Genomic DNA, 19,485 nt, shown 5'->3' on the forward strand with positions numbered 1-19,485 from the left:
CTTGGTCGTCCATCGTGCCGGCCAGAGGGCCGTTTTCCCGCGCCATTCAGATCGCAAGGCCCGTCCTGAATTCGGCGACGAAAGACCATTGACACAAAAGTTGTCATATAACAATGTAACCAGACGACAAATGTAGCGACACCTACAAAGCGACAAGGGAGGAACGTATGGACGACGAAACGAAGAATCACACCGAGATGGTGAATGCCGCCATCTCCAGGCGCAGTGCCTTCGCACTGGCCGGGAAGCTCGGCCTCGGTGCGGCGGGCCTCGCCAGCGGCCTGGCGGGCGCCGGCCTGGCCGGCGGGATCAGCGCCGCGAAAGCAGCCGATTCATCGCCCGGCCTGCCGAAGAAGCCCTACAAATTCCACTTCGTCTGCCATGTGACGCTCGACCAATTCTTCACGCCGACGGTCTACGGCATCCAGGATGCCTGTGCCGCCTTCGGCTGCAGCTACCAGTGGACGGGGTCGCAAAAGAACGTCGTCTCAGAAATGGTCAGCGCCATGCAGACAGCGATCGCGCAGAAGTCTGACGGCATCGCGGTGTGCCTGGTCGACCCGACGGCCTTCGACGCCGCCACCGACATGGCAGCCCAGGCCGGCATCCCGGTCGTCGCCTTCAACGCCGACGTGCCGGTCGGCAGCCCCAACAGGCGGCTCTCCTATGTCGGCCAGCCGCTCTATCAGTCGGGCTACAACTCGGCGCTGAAGTGGCTGAAGCTGATCCCCAAGGGTGGCCATGTCATGCTGTCGATCGGCGTGCCGGGCTCGCTCAACACGCAGCCGCGCCTCGACGGCTACATCCAGGCGATCAAGGACTCGAACAGCGGCGTCACTTACGATGTCGTCAACACCGGGCCGGATCCGGCAACGGAAATCTCGCGCGTCGAGAGCTATTACCTCAGCCACAAAAACGTCAACGGCCTGTTCGGCACCGGCGGTTCCGACACCTATGCCTGCGGTTTCGTGTCCAACAAATACGGCCTGGTGAAGGGAGGCGGCGCCGTGGCCGGCTTCGACCTGTTCCCGCAGACGCTGGACTTCATCAAGGCCGGCGACGTCAACTTCACCACCGACCAGCAGGCCTATCTGCAGGGCTTCCTGCCGGTGCAGCAGATGTATCTCTACAAGCTCTCGGGCGGCCTCGTCGGGCCGGCCAACAGCGACACCAGCCAGGCCTATGTGACCAAGGACAATGTCGACGCCTATGTCGGCAAATCCCGCTTCGAGGGCCGCAGCGACGTCGAGCCGACCTGACACGGTCAACCCCGTGAAACGCCTGCCCTCGCCGCGTCATTTCACTTGATGTGGCGGGGGCAGCGACGGCTGCCGGCTCGGCTGCTTCACCTCATCGCCGATCCGCTTCTTCGCCCAAAGTTCGAAATCAGGAAGACAAGAGTGCCGCCCACAGAAACCAAGCCTGCGAAGAAGACCGGCGTCAAGGTCCCGCACACGATGACCGAGAGGCTGCTGATTCTGCTTTCGCGCTATCGCGAGGCCAGCATCGCCGTCGTCGCCATCGTGCTCGTCATCTATTTCCAGTTCGGCAGCGATGGCGGCTTCCTGTCGCCGCAATTCATGAGCGTGGTGCTGCGCGACACCGGTCGGCTTGGCCTGATCGCCGCGGCGGAAGTCATGCTGATGATCACCGGCGAGATCGACCTGTCACTCAGCGCCATCTTCTCGATCGCCCCCTATGTCATGGCGCTGCTGTCGGTCACCTATGGCTTGCCGTTGGCCGTCGGCGCGCTGATCGGCGTGCTGATCGGCATATTGGTCGGCGCCATCAACGGCATCATCACCGTGCGCTTCAAGGTGCCGTCGCTGATCACCACCGTCGGCATGCTGTTCTTCCTGCAAGGCATCGTCGTCTCGATCTACAACAGCCAGCCGATCGTGGCGCCAGTCGAGCAACCCTTCAACGCCATCTTCGGCCAGAGCCTGTACCAGCCGTCGGACGCGCTCTTGTCCTGGCATGGCATCACGGCCTTCACGCCCTTCCTGTGGGCGGTGGTGCTGGTTCTGGTGTTGGCGCTGGTGCTCGCTCGCACCACCTTCGGCCTGCACACCATTGCAACCGGCTCCAACATCATCGGCGCGCGTGAGATCGGCGTGCGCACCGACCGCATGAAGATCTACAATTTCATGATCGCCGGCGGCTTCGCCGCCTTTGCCGGCATCATCAACACGGCGCAGTTCACCTCGGCCGACCCGCAGGCCGGCAGCCCGTTCCTCACCTTGCAGGCGATCGCGGCGGCGGTCATCGGCGGCACCTCGCTGCTCGGTGGTTCCGGCACGGTCATCGGTGCGCTGATCGGCGCCTTCGTGGTCGCCTCGCTCAACAACGGCCTGGTGATGATCGGCGCCCAGGCCACCGTGTCCGACATCTATCTCGGCGCGGCCATCATAGCGGCGATGATCCTCTCAATCCAGGTCGACCGCCTGCGCACACGGAGGCGCGTATGAATTCGCAAGCTATTCCACCGCTCGCCCCCGATGCTCCAACCGTTCTGGAGATGTCCAACATCTCCAAGAGTTTCGGCGCCGTCACGGCGCTGGTCGACGTCTCGATCAAATTGCGCCAGGGCGAAGTCCTGGCCCTGGTCGGCGACAATGGCGCCGGCAAGTCGACGCTGATCAAGATCCTGTCCGGCTTCCACCAGCCCGACACCGGCACGATCGTCTCGCAAGGCAAGGAGGTTCGCTTCGCCTCGCCGCGCGATGCGCGCGCCCAGGGCATCGAAACCGTCTATCAGGACCTGGCGCTGATCGGCGACCTCAGCGTCTTCCACAACATGTTCCTCGGCCGCGAGTACCACAAGCGCTTCCTCGGCCTGAACCTGCTCGACAACAGGAAGATGCGCGAACAGGCGCAGCTCTATCTCGATACGCTCGGCATCACGATCCCCAGCGTCAACAGCACGGTCGACCTCCTGTCGGGCGGGCAGCGCCAGTGCATTGCGGTCGCCCGCTCGATCTATTCGTCGCCGAAGATCCTGGTGCTCGACGAACCGCTGGCGGCACTCGGCGTGCGCGAGAGCGCGCATGTGCTGGGCTTGATCCAGAATTTGCGCCAGCAGCGCCAGGTCTCGGTGATCCTGATCGTCCACAACTACAACCAGATTTTTGAGGTCTGCGACCGCATCAACTTCCTGCATTCGGGCGAGGTCGCGTTAGACGCCTCCACGGCCGACACCAGCGAGGAGGAACTGATCCGCATCGTCAAGTCGGGCTTGGGCAGCAGGGCGATCGACGCCGCCGCGGCCGAAGTGCGGCCCGGCCTCGTATGAACCTGCCGGCAAGCCACAGCTGAACCAATCCTTGCCGGTCCGACCTCCCATCGGCCGGCCCCTCGCACGGAGTACTTGTTTTGACATTCTCACCCACCGAACTGACCAGATCCCTTGGCCGCGGGCTGCTGTCCTTTCCGCTGACCTTTTTCGACGATGACGGCGGCTTCAACGAAGACGGCTATCGCGCCCATGTCGCCAGCCAGGGCGCTGCCGGCGCGAGCGGGCTTTTTGCCGCCGGCGGCACCGGCGAATTCTTTTCGCTGACGCTGGAGGAGTACAAGCGCGTCGTGCGGGCGGCTTCGGACGAAGTGCCCGATACGATACCGCTGCTGGCCGGCGTCGGTTATGGCACGCATATGGCGGTCGAGTTTGCCAAGGCCGCCGAGGCCAATGGCGCCGACGGCCTGCTGGTGCTGCCACCCTATCTGGTAAAATCCGAGCAGGACGGCTTGCGCCGTCACCTCACCGCCATCTGCCGTTCGGTCGGCATCGGCGTGATCGCTTACAACAGGGACAATGCCATTCTGACGCCCGAGACGCTCGAGCGTGTGGCGCAGGATTGCCCGAATCTGATCGGCTTCAAGGACGGCGTCGGCGACATCGAGTTGCTCACCGCCACGCGCTATCGCATGGGCGACCGGCTGGTCTTCATCGGCGGCATGCCGACGGCCGAAGTCCATGCCAGTGCGGCAGCCGCCATCGGCATGACAACCTACTCCTCGGCAATCTACAATTTCGCACCCGAGATCGCGCTGCGTTTCTTCAATGCCTTGCGCGCCGGCCACAAGACGGAAGTCGACGACCTCATCCGCTCGTTCTTCCTGCCTTATCTTGCCATCCGCAACCGGCGCGCCGGTTATGCCGTCTCGATCGTCAAGGCCGGCGCGCGCATCGCCGGCATCGATTGCGGCCCGGTCAGGTCACCGCTTCTCGACCTGACGCAGGACGAAGAGCGGCAGCTCGCCGATCTCATGCAGTCCTGCAAGATGCCGGTCGCAGAGCTGGCGTAGCGCGGGATGATTTGCGGGAGCGGATCGAAGACCGACGGCGCGCTACGACCTGGCCGAGCCGTCGACCATGCGGCGATAGCGTTCCCGCCCCGCTTCCAGATGCTCGCGCAAGGTGAAGCGGGCGGCTTCGACATTCTGCCGCTCGATGGCCTGATAGATGCGGCGATGCTCCATCTGGACCTGCTCCAGATAGTGCCGCCGCTGCTCCGGCGTTTCGTCGCGCGGGCGGATCGACTGGCGCGGAATGACGACAGGTCCGAGAAAATGCATGAAGCGTTCGAAATAGGGATTGCCGGTTGCCGACGCGATCGCCCGGTGGAAGGCAAAATCGGGCTCGATGGCGCTCTCGCCCGCGGCGATCGAGGCGTCGATGGCGTCGAGGCAGTCGCGCATGCGGGCAAGGTCGTCGTCGCTGCGCTTCTCGGCGGCAATGCCGGCGGCTTCCTGTTCCACCGCGAGCCGAAGCTGCAGCACGTTCTGGACTTCGGTCAGCGAGTGCAGCTCGTCGGAGACGATACGAAACGTGGTGTTGGCCTCATGGTCGGCGACGAAGACGCCAGAGCCCTGGCGGCTGACGACAAGGCCCTCCGATCGAAGAGAAGCCATGGCTTCGCGGATCACCGTGCGGCTGACACCGAATTGCGCGATCAGTTCCTGCTCGGTCGGCAGTTTCTCGCCGCTGGTCATATGGCCGGCACGTATTTCGCGCGCAAACCAGTCGGCAACCTGCGCCGTGCGGCTGATCTGCGGGGGAAGGCCAAAGGAACGTTTCATCGCCACCAAGCAATAAACGAACCGCTGTCCTTGGCAACCCATTATTTATACGGTGATATGATGACATTTGTGGCGCGTTGGCCGCGACCAGTCTTCATTCGCCTTGCCAGCTCCGCGGAAACATGTCGGCGGTATCGATGAAAGGACAGGATGTGATGATGCTGACCGACAAACCGGTGCTGTTGACCGGCGCCTCCGGCGCGATCGGGCGCCTGCTCTCCGCCAGGCTGGCGGCACTGGGCTGGACCTTGCGGCTCACCGATGTCGCGCCGTTGCCGATCCCGCTGCCGCCAAACGCAAGCTTCACCATCGCCGATCTGGAGGACCAGCAGGCGGTGAACGATCTGGCTGAGGGCTGCGGCCTGATCCTGCATTTCGGCGGCATCTCCACCGAGCAATCTTTTGAGACAGTGCTCGGCCCCAATCTTCGCGGCGCCTACCACATCTACGAGGCGGCGCGCCGGGAGAAAGCGCGCGTCGTGTTCCCGTCTTCCGTGCACGCGGTCGGGCTCTATGAGCGGACGGAGATTCTCGACCAGGACTGTCTGCTCAGGCCCGACGGCTATTACGGCCTGTCGAAGGCCTATGGCGAGATGCTGGCGCGGCTTTATTTCGACAAGCATGCCGTGGAAAGCGTGCTGATCCGCATCGGCTCGGTGCTGCCCGAGGTACCGGACGAACGGATCCTGTCGACCTGGATATCGCATGACGATTTTGTGCGCCTGATCGAGCGCTGCGCCGAGGCGGAGCGTGTCGATTGCTCGGTCATCTGGGGCCAGTCCAACAACAGCCGCGGCTTCTGGCGGCACGATGCCAGGCTGAAGCTCGGCTGGGTGCCGCGCGACAGTTCCGACGACCAGGCCGAACGCGTGCGCGGCAAGGTGACGGACAATCCGGTGGTCGAGCGCTACCAGGGCGGCAAGTTCATCGTGGTGGACTACAGCCGCTCAGACTTTCCGCCGCGCGAGATGTTTCAGGACGACTAGGCCGTCACCGCCGGCAGCGGGCCTCGCCCGGCGATCAAATCCGCCGCTTTCTCGGCAATCATGATCACTGCTGCATTGGTGTTGGACGAAACAATGCTTGGCATGACCGAGCTGTCGCAGACGCGCAGGCCTTCAACACCGCGCAGGCGAAGCTCGGGATCGACGACGCTGTCGGCATCACCGCCCATCCGGCACGAGCCGACCGGGTGGTAGGCGCTGCGGCCGTGTTCGCGGGCAAAGGCTTCGAGTGCGGCGCGTCCCTGCATGGCCGCGCCCGGAAGATGCTCGCGACTGATGTATTTTGAAAAAGCCGACTGCGACAGGATCTCGCGGCTGATCTCGATGCCGTCAATGGCGCGCTCGAGATCGTAGCGCTCGGCGAAGGGATTGGGATCGATGATCGGCTTGTCGCGCAAATCCGCCGAGCGCAGCGTGACGCTGCCGCGCGAACGGGGGCGGACATGGTAGGAATTCAGCGTGCAGCCATTGCCGCCGGGAACCGAGCCGATGCCTTCCTCGACACCGGCGCCGGGCAGGAAATGGAACTGGATGTCGGGCGTCTTCTCGGCGCGGTCGCCCCACCAGAAACCGCCGGCTTCGACGATGTTGGAGGCCACCGGCCCCTTGCCGAACAGCGCGTATTCAAGGCCGGCGACGGCCTGCCAGCGCTTCTTCTTGTAGCGGTCGATGCCATGCGGTCCGTTGAGCTCGGCGACGACGTCGACATCCATGTGATCGTGCAGGTTCTGGCCGACGGCGGGCAGATCATGGACCACCTTGACGCCGTGCTCGCCGAGATGCGCGGCCGGGCCGATGCCCGACAGCATCAAAAGTTTGGGTGAGCCGATGGCGCCTGCGGTGACAATCACCTCGCGCTCGGCGCGCAAGAGTTCGGTGCGGCTGTTGACGATGATCTCGACGCCGATGGCGCGGCCGTTCTCGACGACGACACGGCTGACTGTGGCATCGGTGCGCAGCGTCAAATTCCTGCGGCCAAGCGCGGGTTTGAGATAGGCGACGGCCGTGCTCGAGCGTTTTCCCTGACGCGTCGTCGTCTGATAAAATCCCGTGCCCTCCTGTTGGCCGGCATTGAAGTCGGCGCGGAAGGGAAGACCGGCCTGTTGCGCCGCCTTGACGAACACCCGGGTCAGCGGATGCGGCGCGCCGCTGGAAACGCCGAGCGGGCCATCGATGCCGTGCTCACGGCCCGCGAAAGTGTCGTTGCCTTCGCAGCGGATGAAGTAGGGCAGCACCTCGGCGTAGCTCCATCCCGCGCAGCCATTGTCGGCCGCCCAGCCGTCGTAATCCTGCGGGCAACCGCGCGTGAACACCTGGGCGTTGATCGAGGAGCCGCCGCCCAGCACCCGCGCCTGCGGATAGACCATGGTGCGGCCGTCGATCGCCTTGCCGGGGGCCGTGTCATAGCCCCAGATCAGCGGTCCCGACGTCATCTTGAAGAAGCCGACCGGCAGATGGATGTAGCGGTCGGTGTCGGGCGGGCCGGCTTCGAGCAAGGTGACCGACACGTCCGGATCCTCGCTCAGCCGGGCGGCCAGAATGCAGCCGGCCGAGCCGCCGCCGACGATGATGTAATCAGACATTCTCGCTCCCTTGCAGAGCCGAAATCATCGCCCTGCTCTCCTCTACGCAACGATCTCAAGTCGCTTGTGCCGCGTCAAGAGAAAGGGTATGGTTATCGTGTTGAAGGGTTGTCGTACAAGTGGAGGAGCTTGGCAACCCTTCGATCGGAGGTCCCGGCCGCGCTGTCAGCGCATGCCGCCGGGCGGAAACAGAATTCAATCGGGAGGTTCGATAAATGAAGGACAGGACAGATTTTACGCTTACCGGCGCGATCAGCCGCCGGACGCTGATGATGGGCGCCACCGCCGGCGTGGCGGCGCTTGCCATGCCGAATGTGTTGCGCGCCGCCGACAAACCGACGCTGGTGACATCGATCCGCTCGTTGTCCAACCCCTACCACGCGGTGTGGAAGACGGGTGCGGAGGCCTACGCCAAATGGGCCGGGCTGGAACACGTCACGCTGGTTTCGGAAGGCAACAGCGAGAAGGGCATTGCCGACATCAAGGCGATGCTGGCCAAGACCGGCGGCAACATGGTGCTCAATTCCGATCCCAACGACACGCCGGACGCGCGCCCCATCGTCGAGGCCTGCGCCAAGGCCGGCGCCTATGTCGTGACGCAGTGGAACAAGCCGGCGGATCTGCATCCGAAGGACTTCAACCCGAACTATGTCTCGCATATCGAGTTCGACGGCATCGCCAGCGGCAAGACCATCGCCGAGATCCTGTTCAAGACCATCGGCGGCAAGGGCGGCATCGTGGCACTCGGCGGCCTGATCTCGACCACGGCGGCGATCGAACGCAAGAAAGGGCTCGACGCCGCGCTGGCCGCCAATCCCGACATCAAGCTGCTCGACTTCCAGGTCGCCAATTGGAAATCGACCGAGGCCTTCGACCTGATGGGCAATCTGCTCACCCGCTTCGGCGACGACATCAAGGGCATCTGGGCCGCCAATGACGATATGGGCTCGGGCGCATTGGAAGCGCTGCGCGCCGAAAACCTTGCCGGCAAGGTGCCGATCGTCGGCGTCGACGGCATCAAGACGGCGGTCGACGCGGTGCGCACCGGCGAGTTCGCCTGCACCGTCACCTCCGATCCGTTCTGGCAGGGCGGCATGGGGCTCGCCATCGGCTACAACGCCAAGATCGGCAAGTTCGACCCGACCAAGGAGCCGCCGGAACACCGTGAATTCTACGGCAAGGCGGTGCTGATCTCGCACGACAATGTCGAGGAATATTACAAGACCAATGTCGATTCCAAACCGGAGATCGACTGGAACGATCTGTGGGGCCGGGTGACCGGAGCGATCCGGACCTGACCGCCGGGCGGGCCGCTGCTCCCTGGCGGCCCGCTATCTTTTTACGGCCACTGCGGATGCCTGTCCGCGATGGCTGTCATCAGCTGACGGGAAGCGGTTTCTTGACAATCCATACAGAACCCCTGAAGTCCGTTTCGGACATCGAGCGGACGACGCTTATGACATTGATCCTTCGCCGGATCGCCACCCTGTTCGGTGGCAGGCGCTGGCGCAGCCTGGCGCCGCTGGCGGTGCTGATCGTGCTCTGCGTACTGATCGCCATCGCCAATCCCAATTTCATCGAGCTGCGCAATCTGGTGCGGCTTGCCAACTCCGCCGCCGTGCCGCTGACGCTGGCGATGGGGCTGACCTTCATCATCCTGATGGGCAGCATCGACCTTTCGGTCGAAGGCACGCTTTCGGTGTCGGCGATGGTGGTGGTGCTGCTCGCCGCCAATGACGCCAACGGCAATGATTATGGCTGGTGGGCGGTGCTCGCCGCCGTGGTCGCCGGCACTGCAATGGGTTTCATCAGCGGGCTCGTCCAGACCATGCTGCGCATCCCGTCCTTCATGGCGACGCTCGGCATGTGGTTCATCGGCCTTGGCCTGTCGGTCTATATGCTGGGCGGCTCGGCGATCCGCCTCAACGACGCCTCGATCCGCGACTTGGCACTGCACCGCTTCCTTGGCTTGCCGGTGGCGGTCTGGGTCGCGTTTGCAGCGTTCCTGCTCGCCGCTGTCATCCAGTACCACACCAAGCTCGGGCGCCACATATTGGCGATCGGCGGCGACGAGGATGTCGCCAAGCTCTCCGGCGTCAACGTGGTGCGCGTGCGCATCACCGCCTTTGCGCTGGCCGGTTTCTTCTTCGGCATATCAGGCGTGCTTGCCGCCGCACAGCTTGGCCAGTCGCATGCGGTCATCGGTGACGGCAGGCTGTTTGCCGCCGTCACCGCCGTGGTTGTCGGCGGCACCGCGCTGACCGGCGGCGAAGGCGGTGTCGTCAACACGCTGATCGGCGTGCTGATCGTCACCGTGCTTGCCAACGGCATGATCCTGCTCGGCATCTCGCCCTACATCCAGCAGACCGTGCAGGGCCTGATGATCATCGCCGCGGTGGCGCTGTCGCTCGACCGCGTGCGCTTGAGAATCGTCAAGTGAGCGCCATGTTGAACGCGTCCCACATCATCAAGACCTTTCCCGGCGTCCAGGCCTTGCGCGACGTCTCGATCGAGGTCCGGCCCAACGAGGTGGTCGGGCTGATCGGCGAGAACGGCGCCGGCAAGTCTACGCTGATGCGCGTGCTGGCCGGCAGCTACCGGCCAGATGGCGGCAGCCTGACGCTCGACGGCGAACAGCTTCGCATGCGCAGCCCGCGCGACGCGGCCCGATACGGTATCGGCATGGTGTTCCAGGAACAGTCGCTGGTGCTCAACCTGACGGTCGCCGAAAACATCTATCTCGGCGAGGAAGACCGCTTCACCCGCTTCGGCATCGTCAACTGGCGGGCCATGAACGCGGCGGCGCGCCGGCAATTGGCCAAGATCGGCATCGACATCGATGTCACGGCGCGCACCTCCGAACTCACCTTCGCCGCGCGCCAGATGGTCGAGCTCGCCAAGGCGCTGACCTTGGAGGAAGTGGTCGAACGGCAGTTGCTCATCCTGCTCGACGAGCCGACCTCGGTGCTCAACGCCGCCGACATCGAGGTGCTGTTCGCGCGCGTGCGCTCGCTCAAATCCCGTGCCAGCTTCGTCTTCGTCTCGCACCGTCTCGATGAGGTGCTGGCAATATCGGACCGCGTCTACACGATGAAGGACGGCGCGGTCGTCGCCGAGCACCGCGCGGCCGAGGTCACCGCGCCGGAGTTGCACGAGATCATGGTCGGGCGCGGGCTGCAGGCGGAATATTACCGCGAGGCCCGCCAGCAGCAGCCGCGTGAGACGGTCATGGTCGAGGCCAAGGGGCTTGGCGCGAATGGTGCCTATCACGGTGTCGACCTGAAAATCAGGGCCGGCGAGATCGTCGGCATTGCCGGCGTGGTCGGCTCCGGCCGCGAGGAGGTGACGCGCACCATCGGCGGCTTCCTGCAGCATGATGCCGGCGAGATGAAGATCGCCGGTGATGCCGTGCATTTCGGCTCGCCGGAACCGGCGGTGCGCAAGGGGATCGGCTATGTGCCGCGCGAGCGTAGGCTCGAGGGACTGGTGATGTTCCTGTCGATCGCGGAAAACATTTCGCTCGCCGATCTCTCCAGCGTCATGCGCCATGGCGCCATCGACTATGGCAAGGAGCGCCGGCTTGCCGCCGACTGGATCAAGCGGCTGCGCATCAAGGCGCCCGGCCCCGATGCCGCCTGCCGCAAGCTCAGCGGCGGCAACCAGCAGAAGGTGGTGCTGGCGCGCTGGATGACGGCCGGCTCGCGCATCCTCGTCCTCGACCATCCGACGCGCGGCCTCGATGTCGGCGCCAAGGAGGAAGTCTACGAACTGGTGCGCGATCTCTCGGCGCAAGGCGTGGCGATCCTTCTGATTTCCGACACGCTGGAAGAGACGATCGGCCTGTCGCACCAGGTGCTGGTGATGCGCGATGGCGAGATCACCGCGCGCTTCGACGCCAGCCCCGGCAAGAAGCCGAACCAGGTCGACCTGTTGCGAGCGATGGTGTGAGCTGATGAACGAACCTTTTCCTTTCCGGCAGGTGTTCGAAGGTAAGTGGACGCAAGGCGCCATTCCGCTGGTCCTGCTTGTCGCGCTGTTGCTGATCATCGAGATCGCCGCGCCCGGCTTCCTCACCGGCGAGACCGTGTCGCTGCTGTTTGCCAACACCGCCGTGCTGTTCATCCTGGCGACCGGCGTCACCTTCGCCATCCTGCTCGGCGGCATCGACCTGTCGATCCAGGCGGTGGCTTCGCTGGCGAGCGTCATCCTGGCGCAATTGCTGCCCTCGCTCGGGCTTGCCGCCTTTCCCCTGGCGATCCTGTCCGGCCTCGCCTTCGGCACGTTGAGCGGTATCGTCCATGTCAAGCTGCGCGTGCCGTCCTTCGTGGCAACGCTTGCCACCGGCGGCGTCGTCACCGGCCTGGCGCTCTGGGTCTCCGATGGCCGCGCCATCACCATCGAGGAGGCGGGCCGCGAGAACACCGCCTGGATCAATGCCAGCGTCGCCGGCCTGCCGGTGGTGGTGCTGATTTCGGCGGTCATCGGCATCGCCGCTTTCCTCGCGCAGCGCTACACGCGCTTTGGCCGCCAGGCGATCGCCGTCGGCGCCGGCGAGCCGGCCGCATGGGCGGCGGGCATCAATGTCGACCGCACCAAGATCATCGCTTTCGCCGCTTCCGGCATGCTGGCTGCTGTCGCCGGCGTGGTGCTGGCAGCACGGCTGTCGAGCGGCTCGCCGGTGCTTGCCAACCAGCTTTTGCTGCCGGCCATCGCCGCCGTCATCGTCGGCGGTACCGCCATCACCGGCGGGCTGGGCGGCGTGGCGCGCACGGCGGTCGGCGCACTGATCATCTCGATCGTGCGCATCGGCATGACCTTCGTCGGCGTCAACATTTTCCTGGAAAACATGGTGTTCGGCGCGGTGCTCATCGCCGCCGTCGCCATCACCATCGACCGCAGCAAGATCGCGGTCATCAAGTGACAGATCGATCCGCACCGCCTCCCAAGCCAGCGCGGACAGGACGGGGTCGCATCACAAGCCCGATGCGGCCCCGCTTGGGCGGATCACATCGTGTCGAGGCCGATCAGTTCGATCTTGTAGCCGTCCGGATCCTCGACGAAGGCGATGTGGGTGGTGCCGTGCTGCATGGGACCTGGCTTGCGCGGGATCTTGGCGCCGCGCTTTTCGAGTTCGGCGCAGACGGCGTAGATGTCGTTGACGCCGAGCGCCAGATGGCCGAAGCCGGTGCCGACCTCATAGGGCTCTTCCCTGCCCCAGTTCAGCGTCAGCTCGACGACGGCTTCCTTGTCCTCCGGCCCATAGCCGACAAAGGCGTTGGTGAACTTGCCGCCGGGATAATCGTCGCGGCGCAGCAAGGTCATGCCGAGAACCTCGGTGTAGAAGGCGATCGACTTGTCGAGGTCGAGCACCCTGATCATGGTGTGCATATAGCGAAAGCCCGGGGCGTCGCTCATTGGGAAAGTCCTCCGAATTCAGGGATTTGCGGGTCTGACCATCCACATCAAACAGCTGGTTGGAACGTGACCTCGCTTGATGTTCTAAATCAGGGTTGTATGATAACACGACAAGAATGGTGGTTGTCCAGTCGTTTTCCCCAGGGGTGCAGAGTCAATTCATGAATGTCGCCACCTCCGCATCGCTAATCACGGCCCTTGCCGGCGTGCTGCCGAATGGCGGGCTGCTGGCCGAGCCGCAAGACCTGGCGCGCTACAGCCGCGACTGGTCCGGCGACCATTTCGGCCGGCCGCTGGCGGTGGCGCGCCCGGCCTCGGTCGAGGAGATGTCGGCGCTGATGCGGTTCTGCCATGCCGAGCGCATTCCGGTCGTGCCGCAAGGCGGCCTGACCGGCCTTGTCGGTGCCGCGGTGGCGGCCGACGGCGGCGAGATCGTCATCTCACTGGAGCGCATGAACAGGATCCGTTCGATCAGCCCGATCGACTTCGCCATGGTGGTCGAGGCCGGCTGCATCCTCGAAGACGCCAAGCGTGCCGCCGAGGACAACGACTGCCTGCTGCCGATCACCTTCGGCGCGCAGGGCAGCTGCCGCATCGGCGGCAATGTCGCCACCAATGCCGGCGGCTTCAATGTGCTGCGCTACGGCATGACGCGCGACCTGGTGCTCGGCCTCGAAGTGGTGCTGGCCGACGGCCGGATCTGGAATGGGCTGAAGGTGCTGCGCAAGGACAATCGCGGTTATGACCTCAAGCAGATCTTCATCGGCTCGGAAGGCACGCTCGGCATCGTCACCGCGGCGGCGCTGAAACTGTTCCCCAAACCGACGCAGATCGAGACCGCGCTGGTCGGCCTGCGCTCCGTCGAGGATGCGATGGCGCTTTATGCCCGCGCCCGGCGCGATTGCAGCGACCTGCTCACCGCCTTCGAACTGATCCTGCGCGGCGGCATCGAGATCACCATGCGCGAGGGCAAGGATTTTGCCGACCCGCTCAACAAGCCCTACCCGGCCTATGTGCTGATCGAGGTGTCCTCCGGCGGGCTGATCGACCTGTCCGCCATGCTTCTGGGCTTTCTCGGCGGCGTCGCCGATCTCGTCGAGGACGGCATCGTCGCATCGACGCGGGCCCAGGCCGAGCGGCTGTGGCTCTACCGCGAGATCATGGTCGAGCGGCAGGGCCGTGGCGGCCGCTATCTGCGCACCGACGTTTCAGTGCCGATCTCGAAACTCGCCGATTTCGTCAGCGACTCACTGGCCGCGCTAGAGCAGGCGCGGCCGGATGCGCTCGCCGTCACCTATGGCCATGTCGGCGACGGCAACATCCATCTCAATGTCGTGCCGCCGGAGGGCATGGGCGCTGAAGCGATCGAGCATCTGTTCGAGGAAGCCGAGGCGGAAATCTTTGCCGTCGTCGACCGCTATGGCGGCTCGATCAGCGCCGAGCACGGCATCGGCCGGGTCAAGCAGAAGGCGTTCCTCGAACGCATCGATCCGGTGACGCTGGACCTCGCCGCAGGCATCAAGCAGGCGTTCGATCCGCGTCACATATTGAGCAACGGCCGCATTCTGGCGTCCGCATCCGCCGTCGACTATAGGTGAGCGATGACGCTGAAACTCGACAAGGTCAATCGCGGTCCACACCTCTCCACTCTGGTGGCGAGTTCCATCTCGCGCGAGATCGCGCAGGGGCGGCTGAAGCCCGGCGACCAGCTGCCGACCGAGCAGGCGCTGGCGACCACCTTCGGCGTCAGCCGCAACGTGGTGCGCGAGGCGATCGCGCGGCTGCGCTCGGAGGGCCGCATCTGGTCGCAGCAGGGGCGCGGCGCCTTCGTGGTGGAGAGCACCAACCCGACGGTGCTGACCATCGACTATGAGGCGCTGCAGCGCGCCGATTCCTTCCGCAACCTGTTCGAACTGCGCGGCATCCTCGAAGTGCAGGCCGCGGCCCTTGCCGCCAAGCGGCGCTCGGAGACCGATCTTGCCGCGATGGGCGATGCACTGGCCGGCATGCGCGCCGCCCCCTATGGCAGCGTCGCCTGGCTGCGCAGCGACCTCGAATTCCACCGCACCGTCGCCGAGGCGACGCGCAACAGCTACATGGGCCAGTTCCTGGTCTTCGTGTCCGAACGCGTGCGCGAAAGCATTCTTGCCGCCGGCAACCAGCAGAAATCCGACGACATGGCCCGCATCACGCTCGGCGAACACGAACGCATCCTGACCGCCATCCGCGCCGGCGACGCCGAAGGCGCGCAAGCGGCGATGCGGGATCATCTGGCGGGCGCGGCGCTACGCGTGGGGTTGCATGATGGGGAGGCGGCTGCGGAGCCGGCGTCTCCGGCGCAGGAGGTGCCGTCTCCGGTGCGGCATTCGAGATTGCGGAAGGCTGTGCGCGGGCGGGCTAGGGGGTAGAGCGTTGCGGTGAAACTCACCTCGCCCGCTTCTCGATCAAGTTCGGTTTTCGGTACAATCGCAGCACCGCTCAATGATTGAACGCGTCATCCCTGCGCCTTTCAACTTCCTATCTGCCATGCTTTCGTCTTGGGCGCTCCCGACGGAGGCCGCTCGGAATCCTCCCACTTTAGCTATTACTTAACTGTTTCATCCATTTCTGCAACAAGCTCCGGCTTTTCAAGAAGATCAAACACACGCTCAATTGGGACAACCACAGCGAACCCAGTATTGCGTTCGTCAGTATCCGGCCCGGGGTCAGCATCTTCATCATGTGGGACAGCTATCTGGTCCTCTGCAGACCGAACCAGATGGTATCCTATCATCACCCCGATAGGAAATTCTGGAATGCGCGCGCCTTTAAGCGTTTGCATCGATCCGTCCTCGTCAAATCTGAAACGTGGCACATTCACAAATACCGGAGAGCCACTTAATCCCAAGATTGACTTGGTTTCGACCAAATACGCACTAATATATCCACCACTGTTACTCCGAACAAGTTCGTCGTCCGGCATCCGCGCGATATTGCCTATGCGAACGACGGGGACGTTCCTGGTGATACCGTGATGGGATGAATAGAGGCCGACCGTGGCTACCTCATCGCCTAGATCGGGACGCAACTTTCGTTCCAACGCATCCAAATGCACGGCGCGCCCTAGCGGCAGGCAGAATTGATCCATTGTGTCGGGCAGCGCTATGCTGATTACAGCCAAGTCATGAATTGGATCGCTCAACTGCATGAGGTCAAGTGGCAGGACAATTGGGCCCCGCTCCTTTTGATTCAGGCGGACGACAGCCTGTGACCCTGCCAGATCGATGACGTGCTTCGCGGTTATAACAAAATTGAAGAAACTACCTTTGTATTCTATGTTGCCCAAAAAGCCCGTGCCAAGAGGGTTGAACCTGCCGCCAACTTCTGTCCCAATGAAGACGACAGTTTTGGGAACGTCAGAATGGACTCGCACTCACACCCCCAGGAACGGCGCCGCAGACAATGGCATGGGCTGTAAGGTCGCGCAACGCGCCCTCGGGTCAATCTCACACGGACTGATAAAGACTTTTCCTAACACCGCCTCATCTGTTCGTGTTCACCGGCCTGTTACGGCCTTGATATCACGGATTCGGCTATGTCATGCACAAACTGGGATTATAATCCTAGATATATACCAAACGCGAGGATGCAGATCAACAATTCGCTTGCGCCCGAAATCCGCTATCGCCGCGTCTAAATCAGTCCAATCCCCATCACACCTCCTAAGCCTCGACCAGCGACACCCGATTCAACCCCGCGACAATATCCGACAACGCCAGCACGAACTTCTCGCAATGGGCCTGTGGTGACGGCGGCAGCATACCCGTTGCGCACCTTCCGTCCGAATTTTTCGGCTAGTCGCCGATGCGCTCTCACGGCAGAGTGTGACCATGTGCAACCTCTACAACATCACCACGTCGCAAGAGGCCATCCGCCAATGGACCCGGACTTTGCGGGACATTTTGGGCAACCTTGAGCCGTCCATCGACATCTACCCCAACCAGCCCGGCCCAGTGGTGCGCAATGCGCAGGACGGGCAACGGGAACTGGCCAACCTGCTGTGGGGCATGCCGACACCTGTTGAGCGGATGAAGGGGAAGGCCGATTACGGCACAACCAACATTCGCAATCCCCAATATGGCCATTGGCAACAGTATGTCGGCGTCGAAAACCGTTGCGTGGTGCCGGTGACGAGTTTTGCGGAGCCCAGCCCGACACAAGGCGACAAGGACCTTGAGACGGGCATCCAGCGGAACTACTGGTTCGCGCTTAATGAGGACCGCCCGCTGTTCTTCTTCGCTGGCCTCTGGACGCCGTGGCAGGGCGTGCGCAAGGTCAAGGATGGTCCCGGCGACTTCGAGCTCTACGGCTTCATGACGGTAGCGCCCAACGCTCTCATCAAGCCCATCCACGAGAAGGCCATGCCGGTGATCCTGAGGACGCAAGAGGAAACCGAGACGTGGTTGACAGCGCCATGGTCGGAGGCGAAGCGGCTACAGCGCACAGCGCCGGATGATGCCTTGGTGATTGTCGAGAAGCCGGCCACGCAGATTAAGTTCCCGACGCAGCTTACGAATAAGGACGGCCAATTGCCGTTGCTATAGCCGAAATATGGTAGGAATTTCACAAAACCAGTCCGAAGAACTTGGAAATGGCAAGCGCAGCTTCGCTCAATTTGACTGCGTCTGGCACGATCTCCAGTATCCCCTTCCATATTCCCCCGAGCGTGACCTTACTACTTTTCTCCTTCATGTTTCTATTAAGATCGTTGAAGGCCTGCTTAGCTTCCGAAAGTTCTAAATTGTCGAGATATCCTGCGAATATCAAAATCGCATCCTCCAATTCTATGCCGTTCTTCTTCATGATTTTGGCGGAGTCTCGTAGATAATCTCCATTAATAACATTCTGCTCAACGTGCGCATTTCCAGATGCAATCGTGTTGTATGTGTTGTTTGTAACGATTTTCTTTCCGATCTCTTTTGCATCGACTGCCGAAATTAGCTCACTCATTTTCATCTTAACCTCTTTTGCTTGGCTTATCGCCTCCTGGGATCGTTTTTCGGAGAGAAGCTCTCTGTGAACGTCCATCCAGTACTTATCTTTATTTATGCAATACGAAATAACCAATAGATACGGCATTAAAATGATCGCTGTCGATATAATCAAATATATATACGATACTCCTATAAATTCGAAAAGTGTTTCCCAAATTCCTCCTTTAAAATAAATTACTATAAACAGGTATAGGCCTATCGCCACTAAGGAAGGAAGCATTGAGATTGCCAGGAACACTCGACCTAAGATTACATATCTTTGGGATCCCTTCGGCGCATAGGCCCGGTAGTATGCTAGGCGCCTACCCAATTCGACGCTTTGGAGTTGAACCATGTGTGCATATGTCCATCAGGGATAATATCAGAGCCTAGTTTATTAGCTATAATAAGCGCTTGTAGTCGAAAGTCTACGAATGGCGGGTAGCTGCCTTATCCATCGTCCATCCAGATGACACGTCGCACCATTCGGACTTCAACAAGCCGCCTCACGCGTATCTTCATGCCCTCCGAGGCGCTCGGCAGCAGGATGTCCACGTCGAGCTCGCGACGCCCGCACCGCTCGCAGCGCATGTGCCGGTCAACGTCCCAGAACGGAATGTCGCCGACAAGCTTGGCTAGGTCTCCAGGCAGATAATGGCGCGTGATGTTGCAATTGAAGCAGCGGACGCGGATCAGCTGACCGACCTCATGCGCTTTGCTGAGGGTCTGCACAAGGCGTCGGGGTTTTCTGGGCTGCTCCGGCATATTAGAAAATAGGAATGAGTTCCTCGCCGAGTCAATTCGCCCTTGACATTTATGTTCCCTTTTTGTTCACTGTGATCCTGCAGCGTTTGGAGTCATCGCCATGGACCGTATCGTGACACTCAACAGTCGCCAGGAGGCCGCCCTCCAGGCTCACGCCGAGGATTTCATCGCCGTCCACAAGGGCGATGTGATGAAGGCGCTCAAGGAAATGATCGTGCTCAACGGGCATCTTCAGGAGCGGCTTGACGCCCTCACGGCCCCTCGCCGGGCGACACGCTAGAGCCTTTCACCGTTTCGTCGAAACGGCGAACCGCTCTAACTCTTTGTTTTGACGCAATTCCAGACGGAAAACCGCTCACACTTTTCCTGGAATTGCTCTAGGAGGAACCGCAATGGGCACGATGCACTTTGACGACGAAGCCAAAGCCGAGTTGCATTCAGAAGCCGTGAAGCTCATCGCGCGCTACGACAGTCCGCTTGAGACCGTGAAAGCGCTCATGGCTTACAATTGCGAGTTGGAGACCCAGATACTCGCCATCGCCCACCGGCATCCGGGGATAGTTTCAATCGGCTACGATCCCACTCCGCCTGTGCTGGGGTGATTGCTGGTGACTGGCCGGGATAGTC

20 protein-coding genes are annotated in these 19,485 nt (G+C 62.4%); 14 read left to right on the plus strand and 6 right to left on the minus strand.

Annotated elements, in window-relative coordinates; translation table 11 throughout:
* The first annotated feature begins 167 nt into the window (after window positions 1-167).
* From CKW40_RS06380 to kdgD, 4 genes are all read left to right on the plus strand, one after another.
* Window positions 168-1,259, plus strand: coding sequence for a sugar ABC transporter substrate-binding protein (locus CKW40_RS06380; protein WP_095199042.1), 1,092 nt, complete (start codon window positions 168-170; stop codon window positions 1,257-1,259).
* Between the two features lie 141 nt (window positions 1,260-1,400).
* A complete protein-coding gene (locus CKW40_RS06385) occupies window positions 1,401-2,468 on the plus strand; it encodes an ABC transporter permease (RefSeq protein WP_179297845.1) in 1,068 nt (355 codons plus the stop codon).
* A complete protein-coding gene (locus CKW40_RS06390; protein WP_095199044.1) occupies window positions 2,465-3,292 on the plus strand; it encodes an ATP-binding cassette domain-containing protein in 828 nt (275 codons plus the stop codon). The genes CKW40_RS06385 and CKW40_RS06390 overlap by 4 nt, the downstream gene beginning before the upstream one ends.
* A gap of 80 nt (window positions 3,293-3,372) precedes the next feature.
* Complete coding sequence (kdgD, locus tag CKW40_RS06395; RefSeq protein WP_095199045.1) at window positions 3,373-4,305, plus strand: 5-dehydro-4-deoxyglucarate dehydratase; 933 nt, start codon at window positions 3,373-3,375, stop codon at window positions 4,303-4,305.
* A 42-nt stretch (window positions 4,306-4,347) separates the two neighbouring features.
* Here the strand turns inward: kdgD and CKW40_RS06400 are convergent, their stop codons facing one another.
* Window positions 4,348-5,079 (minus strand): FadR/GntR family transcriptional regulator, encoded by a 732-nt coding sequence (locus CKW40_RS06400; RefSeq protein WP_095199046.1) that lies wholly within the window; start codon window positions 5,077-5,079, stop codon window positions 4,348-4,350.
* A 137-nt stretch (window positions 5,080-5,216) separates the two neighbouring features.
* On the opposite strand from CKW40_RS06400, the gene CKW40_RS06405 reads away from it, so the two are divergent.
* A complete protein-coding gene (locus tag CKW40_RS06405; protein ID WP_244571097.1) occupies window positions 5,217-6,065 on the plus strand; it encodes an NAD-dependent epimerase/dehydratase family protein in 849 nt (282 codons plus the stop codon).
* Here the strand turns inward: CKW40_RS06405 and CKW40_RS06410 are convergent.
* The gene (locus CKW40_RS06410; RefSeq protein WP_095199048.1) at window positions 6,062-7,666 is read right to left on the minus strand and encodes a GMC family oxidoreductase; all 1,605 of its coding nucleotides are present in this window, start codon (window positions 7,664-7,666) and stop codon (window positions 6,062-6,064) included. The genes CKW40_RS06405 and CKW40_RS06410 overlap by 4 nt on opposite strands.
* A gap of 215 nt (window positions 7,667-7,881) precedes the next feature.
* Here CKW40_RS06410 and CKW40_RS06415 point away from each other — a divergent pair, with 215 nt between their 5' ends.
* From CKW40_RS06415 to CKW40_RS06430, 4 genes are all read left to right on the plus strand, one after another.
* Window positions 7,882-8,964: a sugar ABC transporter substrate-binding protein gene (locus CKW40_RS06415; protein ID WP_095199049.1), complete on the plus strand. Its 1,083-nt coding sequence runs from the start codon at window positions 7,882-7,884 to the stop codon at window positions 8,962-8,964.
* A gap of 158 nt (window positions 8,965-9,122) precedes the next feature.
* Window positions 9,123-10,106 (plus strand): ABC transporter permease, encoded by a 984-nt coding sequence (locus CKW40_RS06420; protein ID WP_095199187.1) that lies wholly within the window; start codon window positions 9,123-9,125, stop codon window positions 10,104-10,106.
* Window positions 10,107-10,111: 5 nt separating this feature from the next.
* Entirely contained in the window at window positions 10,112-11,614 is a 1,503-nt protein-coding gene (locus CKW40_RS06425; protein WP_095199050.1) for a sugar ABC transporter ATP-binding protein, read from the plus strand.
* Window positions 11,615-11,618: 4 nt separating this feature from the next.
* Window positions 11,619-12,587 carry an ABC transporter permease gene (locus CKW40_RS06430; protein ID WP_095199051.1) on the plus strand — a complete coding sequence of 323 codons (969 nt, stop codon included), beginning with the start codon at window positions 11,619-11,621 and terminating at the stop codon, window positions 12,585-12,587.
* A gap of 83 nt (window positions 12,588-12,670) precedes the next feature.
* Here CKW40_RS06430 and gloA read toward each other — a convergent pair whose 3' ends face one another.
* Window positions 12,671-13,081, minus strand: a complete 411-nt coding sequence (gene gloA / locus CKW40_RS06435; protein ID WP_095199052.1) for a lactoylglutathione lyase — start codon at window positions 13,079-13,081, stop codon at window positions 12,671-12,673.
* Window positions 13,082-13,242: 161 nt separating this feature from the next.
* On the opposite strand from gloA, the gene CKW40_RS06440 reads away from it, so the two are divergent.
* Both CKW40_RS06440 and CKW40_RS06445 read left to right on the plus strand, forming a co-directional pair.
* On the plus strand, window positions 13,243-14,679 hold the full coding sequence (locus CKW40_RS06440; protein WP_095199053.1) for an FAD-binding oxidoreductase: 1,437 nt from the start codon (window positions 13,243-13,245) through the stop codon (window positions 14,677-14,679).
* A gap of 3 nt (window positions 14,680-14,682) precedes the next feature.
* Window positions 14,683-15,489 carry a FadR/GntR family transcriptional regulator gene (locus CKW40_RS06445; RefSeq protein ID WP_095199054.1) on the plus strand — a complete coding sequence of 269 codons (807 nt, stop codon included), beginning with the start codon at window positions 14,683-14,685 and terminating at the stop codon, window positions 15,487-15,489.
* Between the two features lie 176 nt (window positions 15,490-15,665).
* Here the strand turns inward: CKW40_RS06445 and CKW40_RS06450 are convergent, their stop codons facing one another.
* The gene (locus CKW40_RS06450) at window positions 15,666-16,493 is read right to left on the minus strand and encodes a S1 family serine peptidase (protein ID WP_095199055.1); all 828 of its coding nucleotides are present in this window, start codon (window positions 16,491-16,493) and stop codon (window positions 15,666-15,668) included.
* 457 nt (window positions 16,494-16,950) lie between these two features.
* On the opposite strand from CKW40_RS06450, the gene CKW40_RS06455 reads away from it, so the two are divergent.
* Window positions 16,951-17,664 (plus strand): SOS response-associated peptidase, encoded by a 714-nt coding sequence (locus CKW40_RS06455; protein ID WP_095199188.1) that lies wholly within the window; start codon window positions 16,951-16,953, stop codon window positions 17,662-17,664.
* A gap of 19 nt (window positions 17,665-17,683) precedes the next feature.
* Here CKW40_RS06455 and CKW40_RS42780 read toward each other — a convergent pair whose 3' ends face one another.
* The gene (locus CKW40_RS42780) at window positions 17,684-18,148 is read right to left on the minus strand and encodes a hypothetical protein (RefSeq protein WP_143748253.1); all 465 of its coding nucleotides are present in this window, start codon (window positions 18,146-18,148) and stop codon (window positions 17,684-17,686) included.
* 395 nt (window positions 18,149-18,543) lie between these two features.
* The gene (locus CKW40_RS06465) at window positions 18,544-18,825 is read right to left on the minus strand and encodes a hypothetical protein (RefSeq protein WP_244571098.1); all 282 of its coding nucleotides are present in this window, start codon (window positions 18,823-18,825) and stop codon (window positions 18,544-18,546) included.
* Window positions 18,826-18,958: 133 nt separating this feature from the next.
* Here CKW40_RS06465 and CKW40_RS06470 point away from each other — a divergent pair, with 133 nt between their 5' ends.
* Together CKW40_RS06470 and CKW40_RS06475 are read left to right on the plus strand one after the other, a co-directional pair.
* A complete protein-coding gene (locus tag CKW40_RS06470; RefSeq protein WP_056584989.1) occupies window positions 18,959-19,138 on the plus strand; it encodes a hypothetical protein in 180 nt (59 codons plus the stop codon).
* A gap of 112 nt (window positions 19,139-19,250) precedes the next feature.
* Window positions 19,251-19,460 (plus strand): hypothetical protein, encoded by a 210-nt coding sequence (locus CKW40_RS06475; protein ID WP_020628784.1) that lies wholly within the window; start codon window positions 19,251-19,253, stop codon window positions 19,458-19,460.
* Window positions 19,461-19,485 lie beyond the last annotated feature (25 nt).

Source organism: Mesorhizobium carmichaelinearum, from assembly GCF_900199455.1.
Classification (GTDB): domain Bacteria; phylum Pseudomonadota; class Alphaproteobacteria; order Rhizobiales; family Rhizobiaceae; genus Mesorhizobium; species Mesorhizobium carmichaelinearum.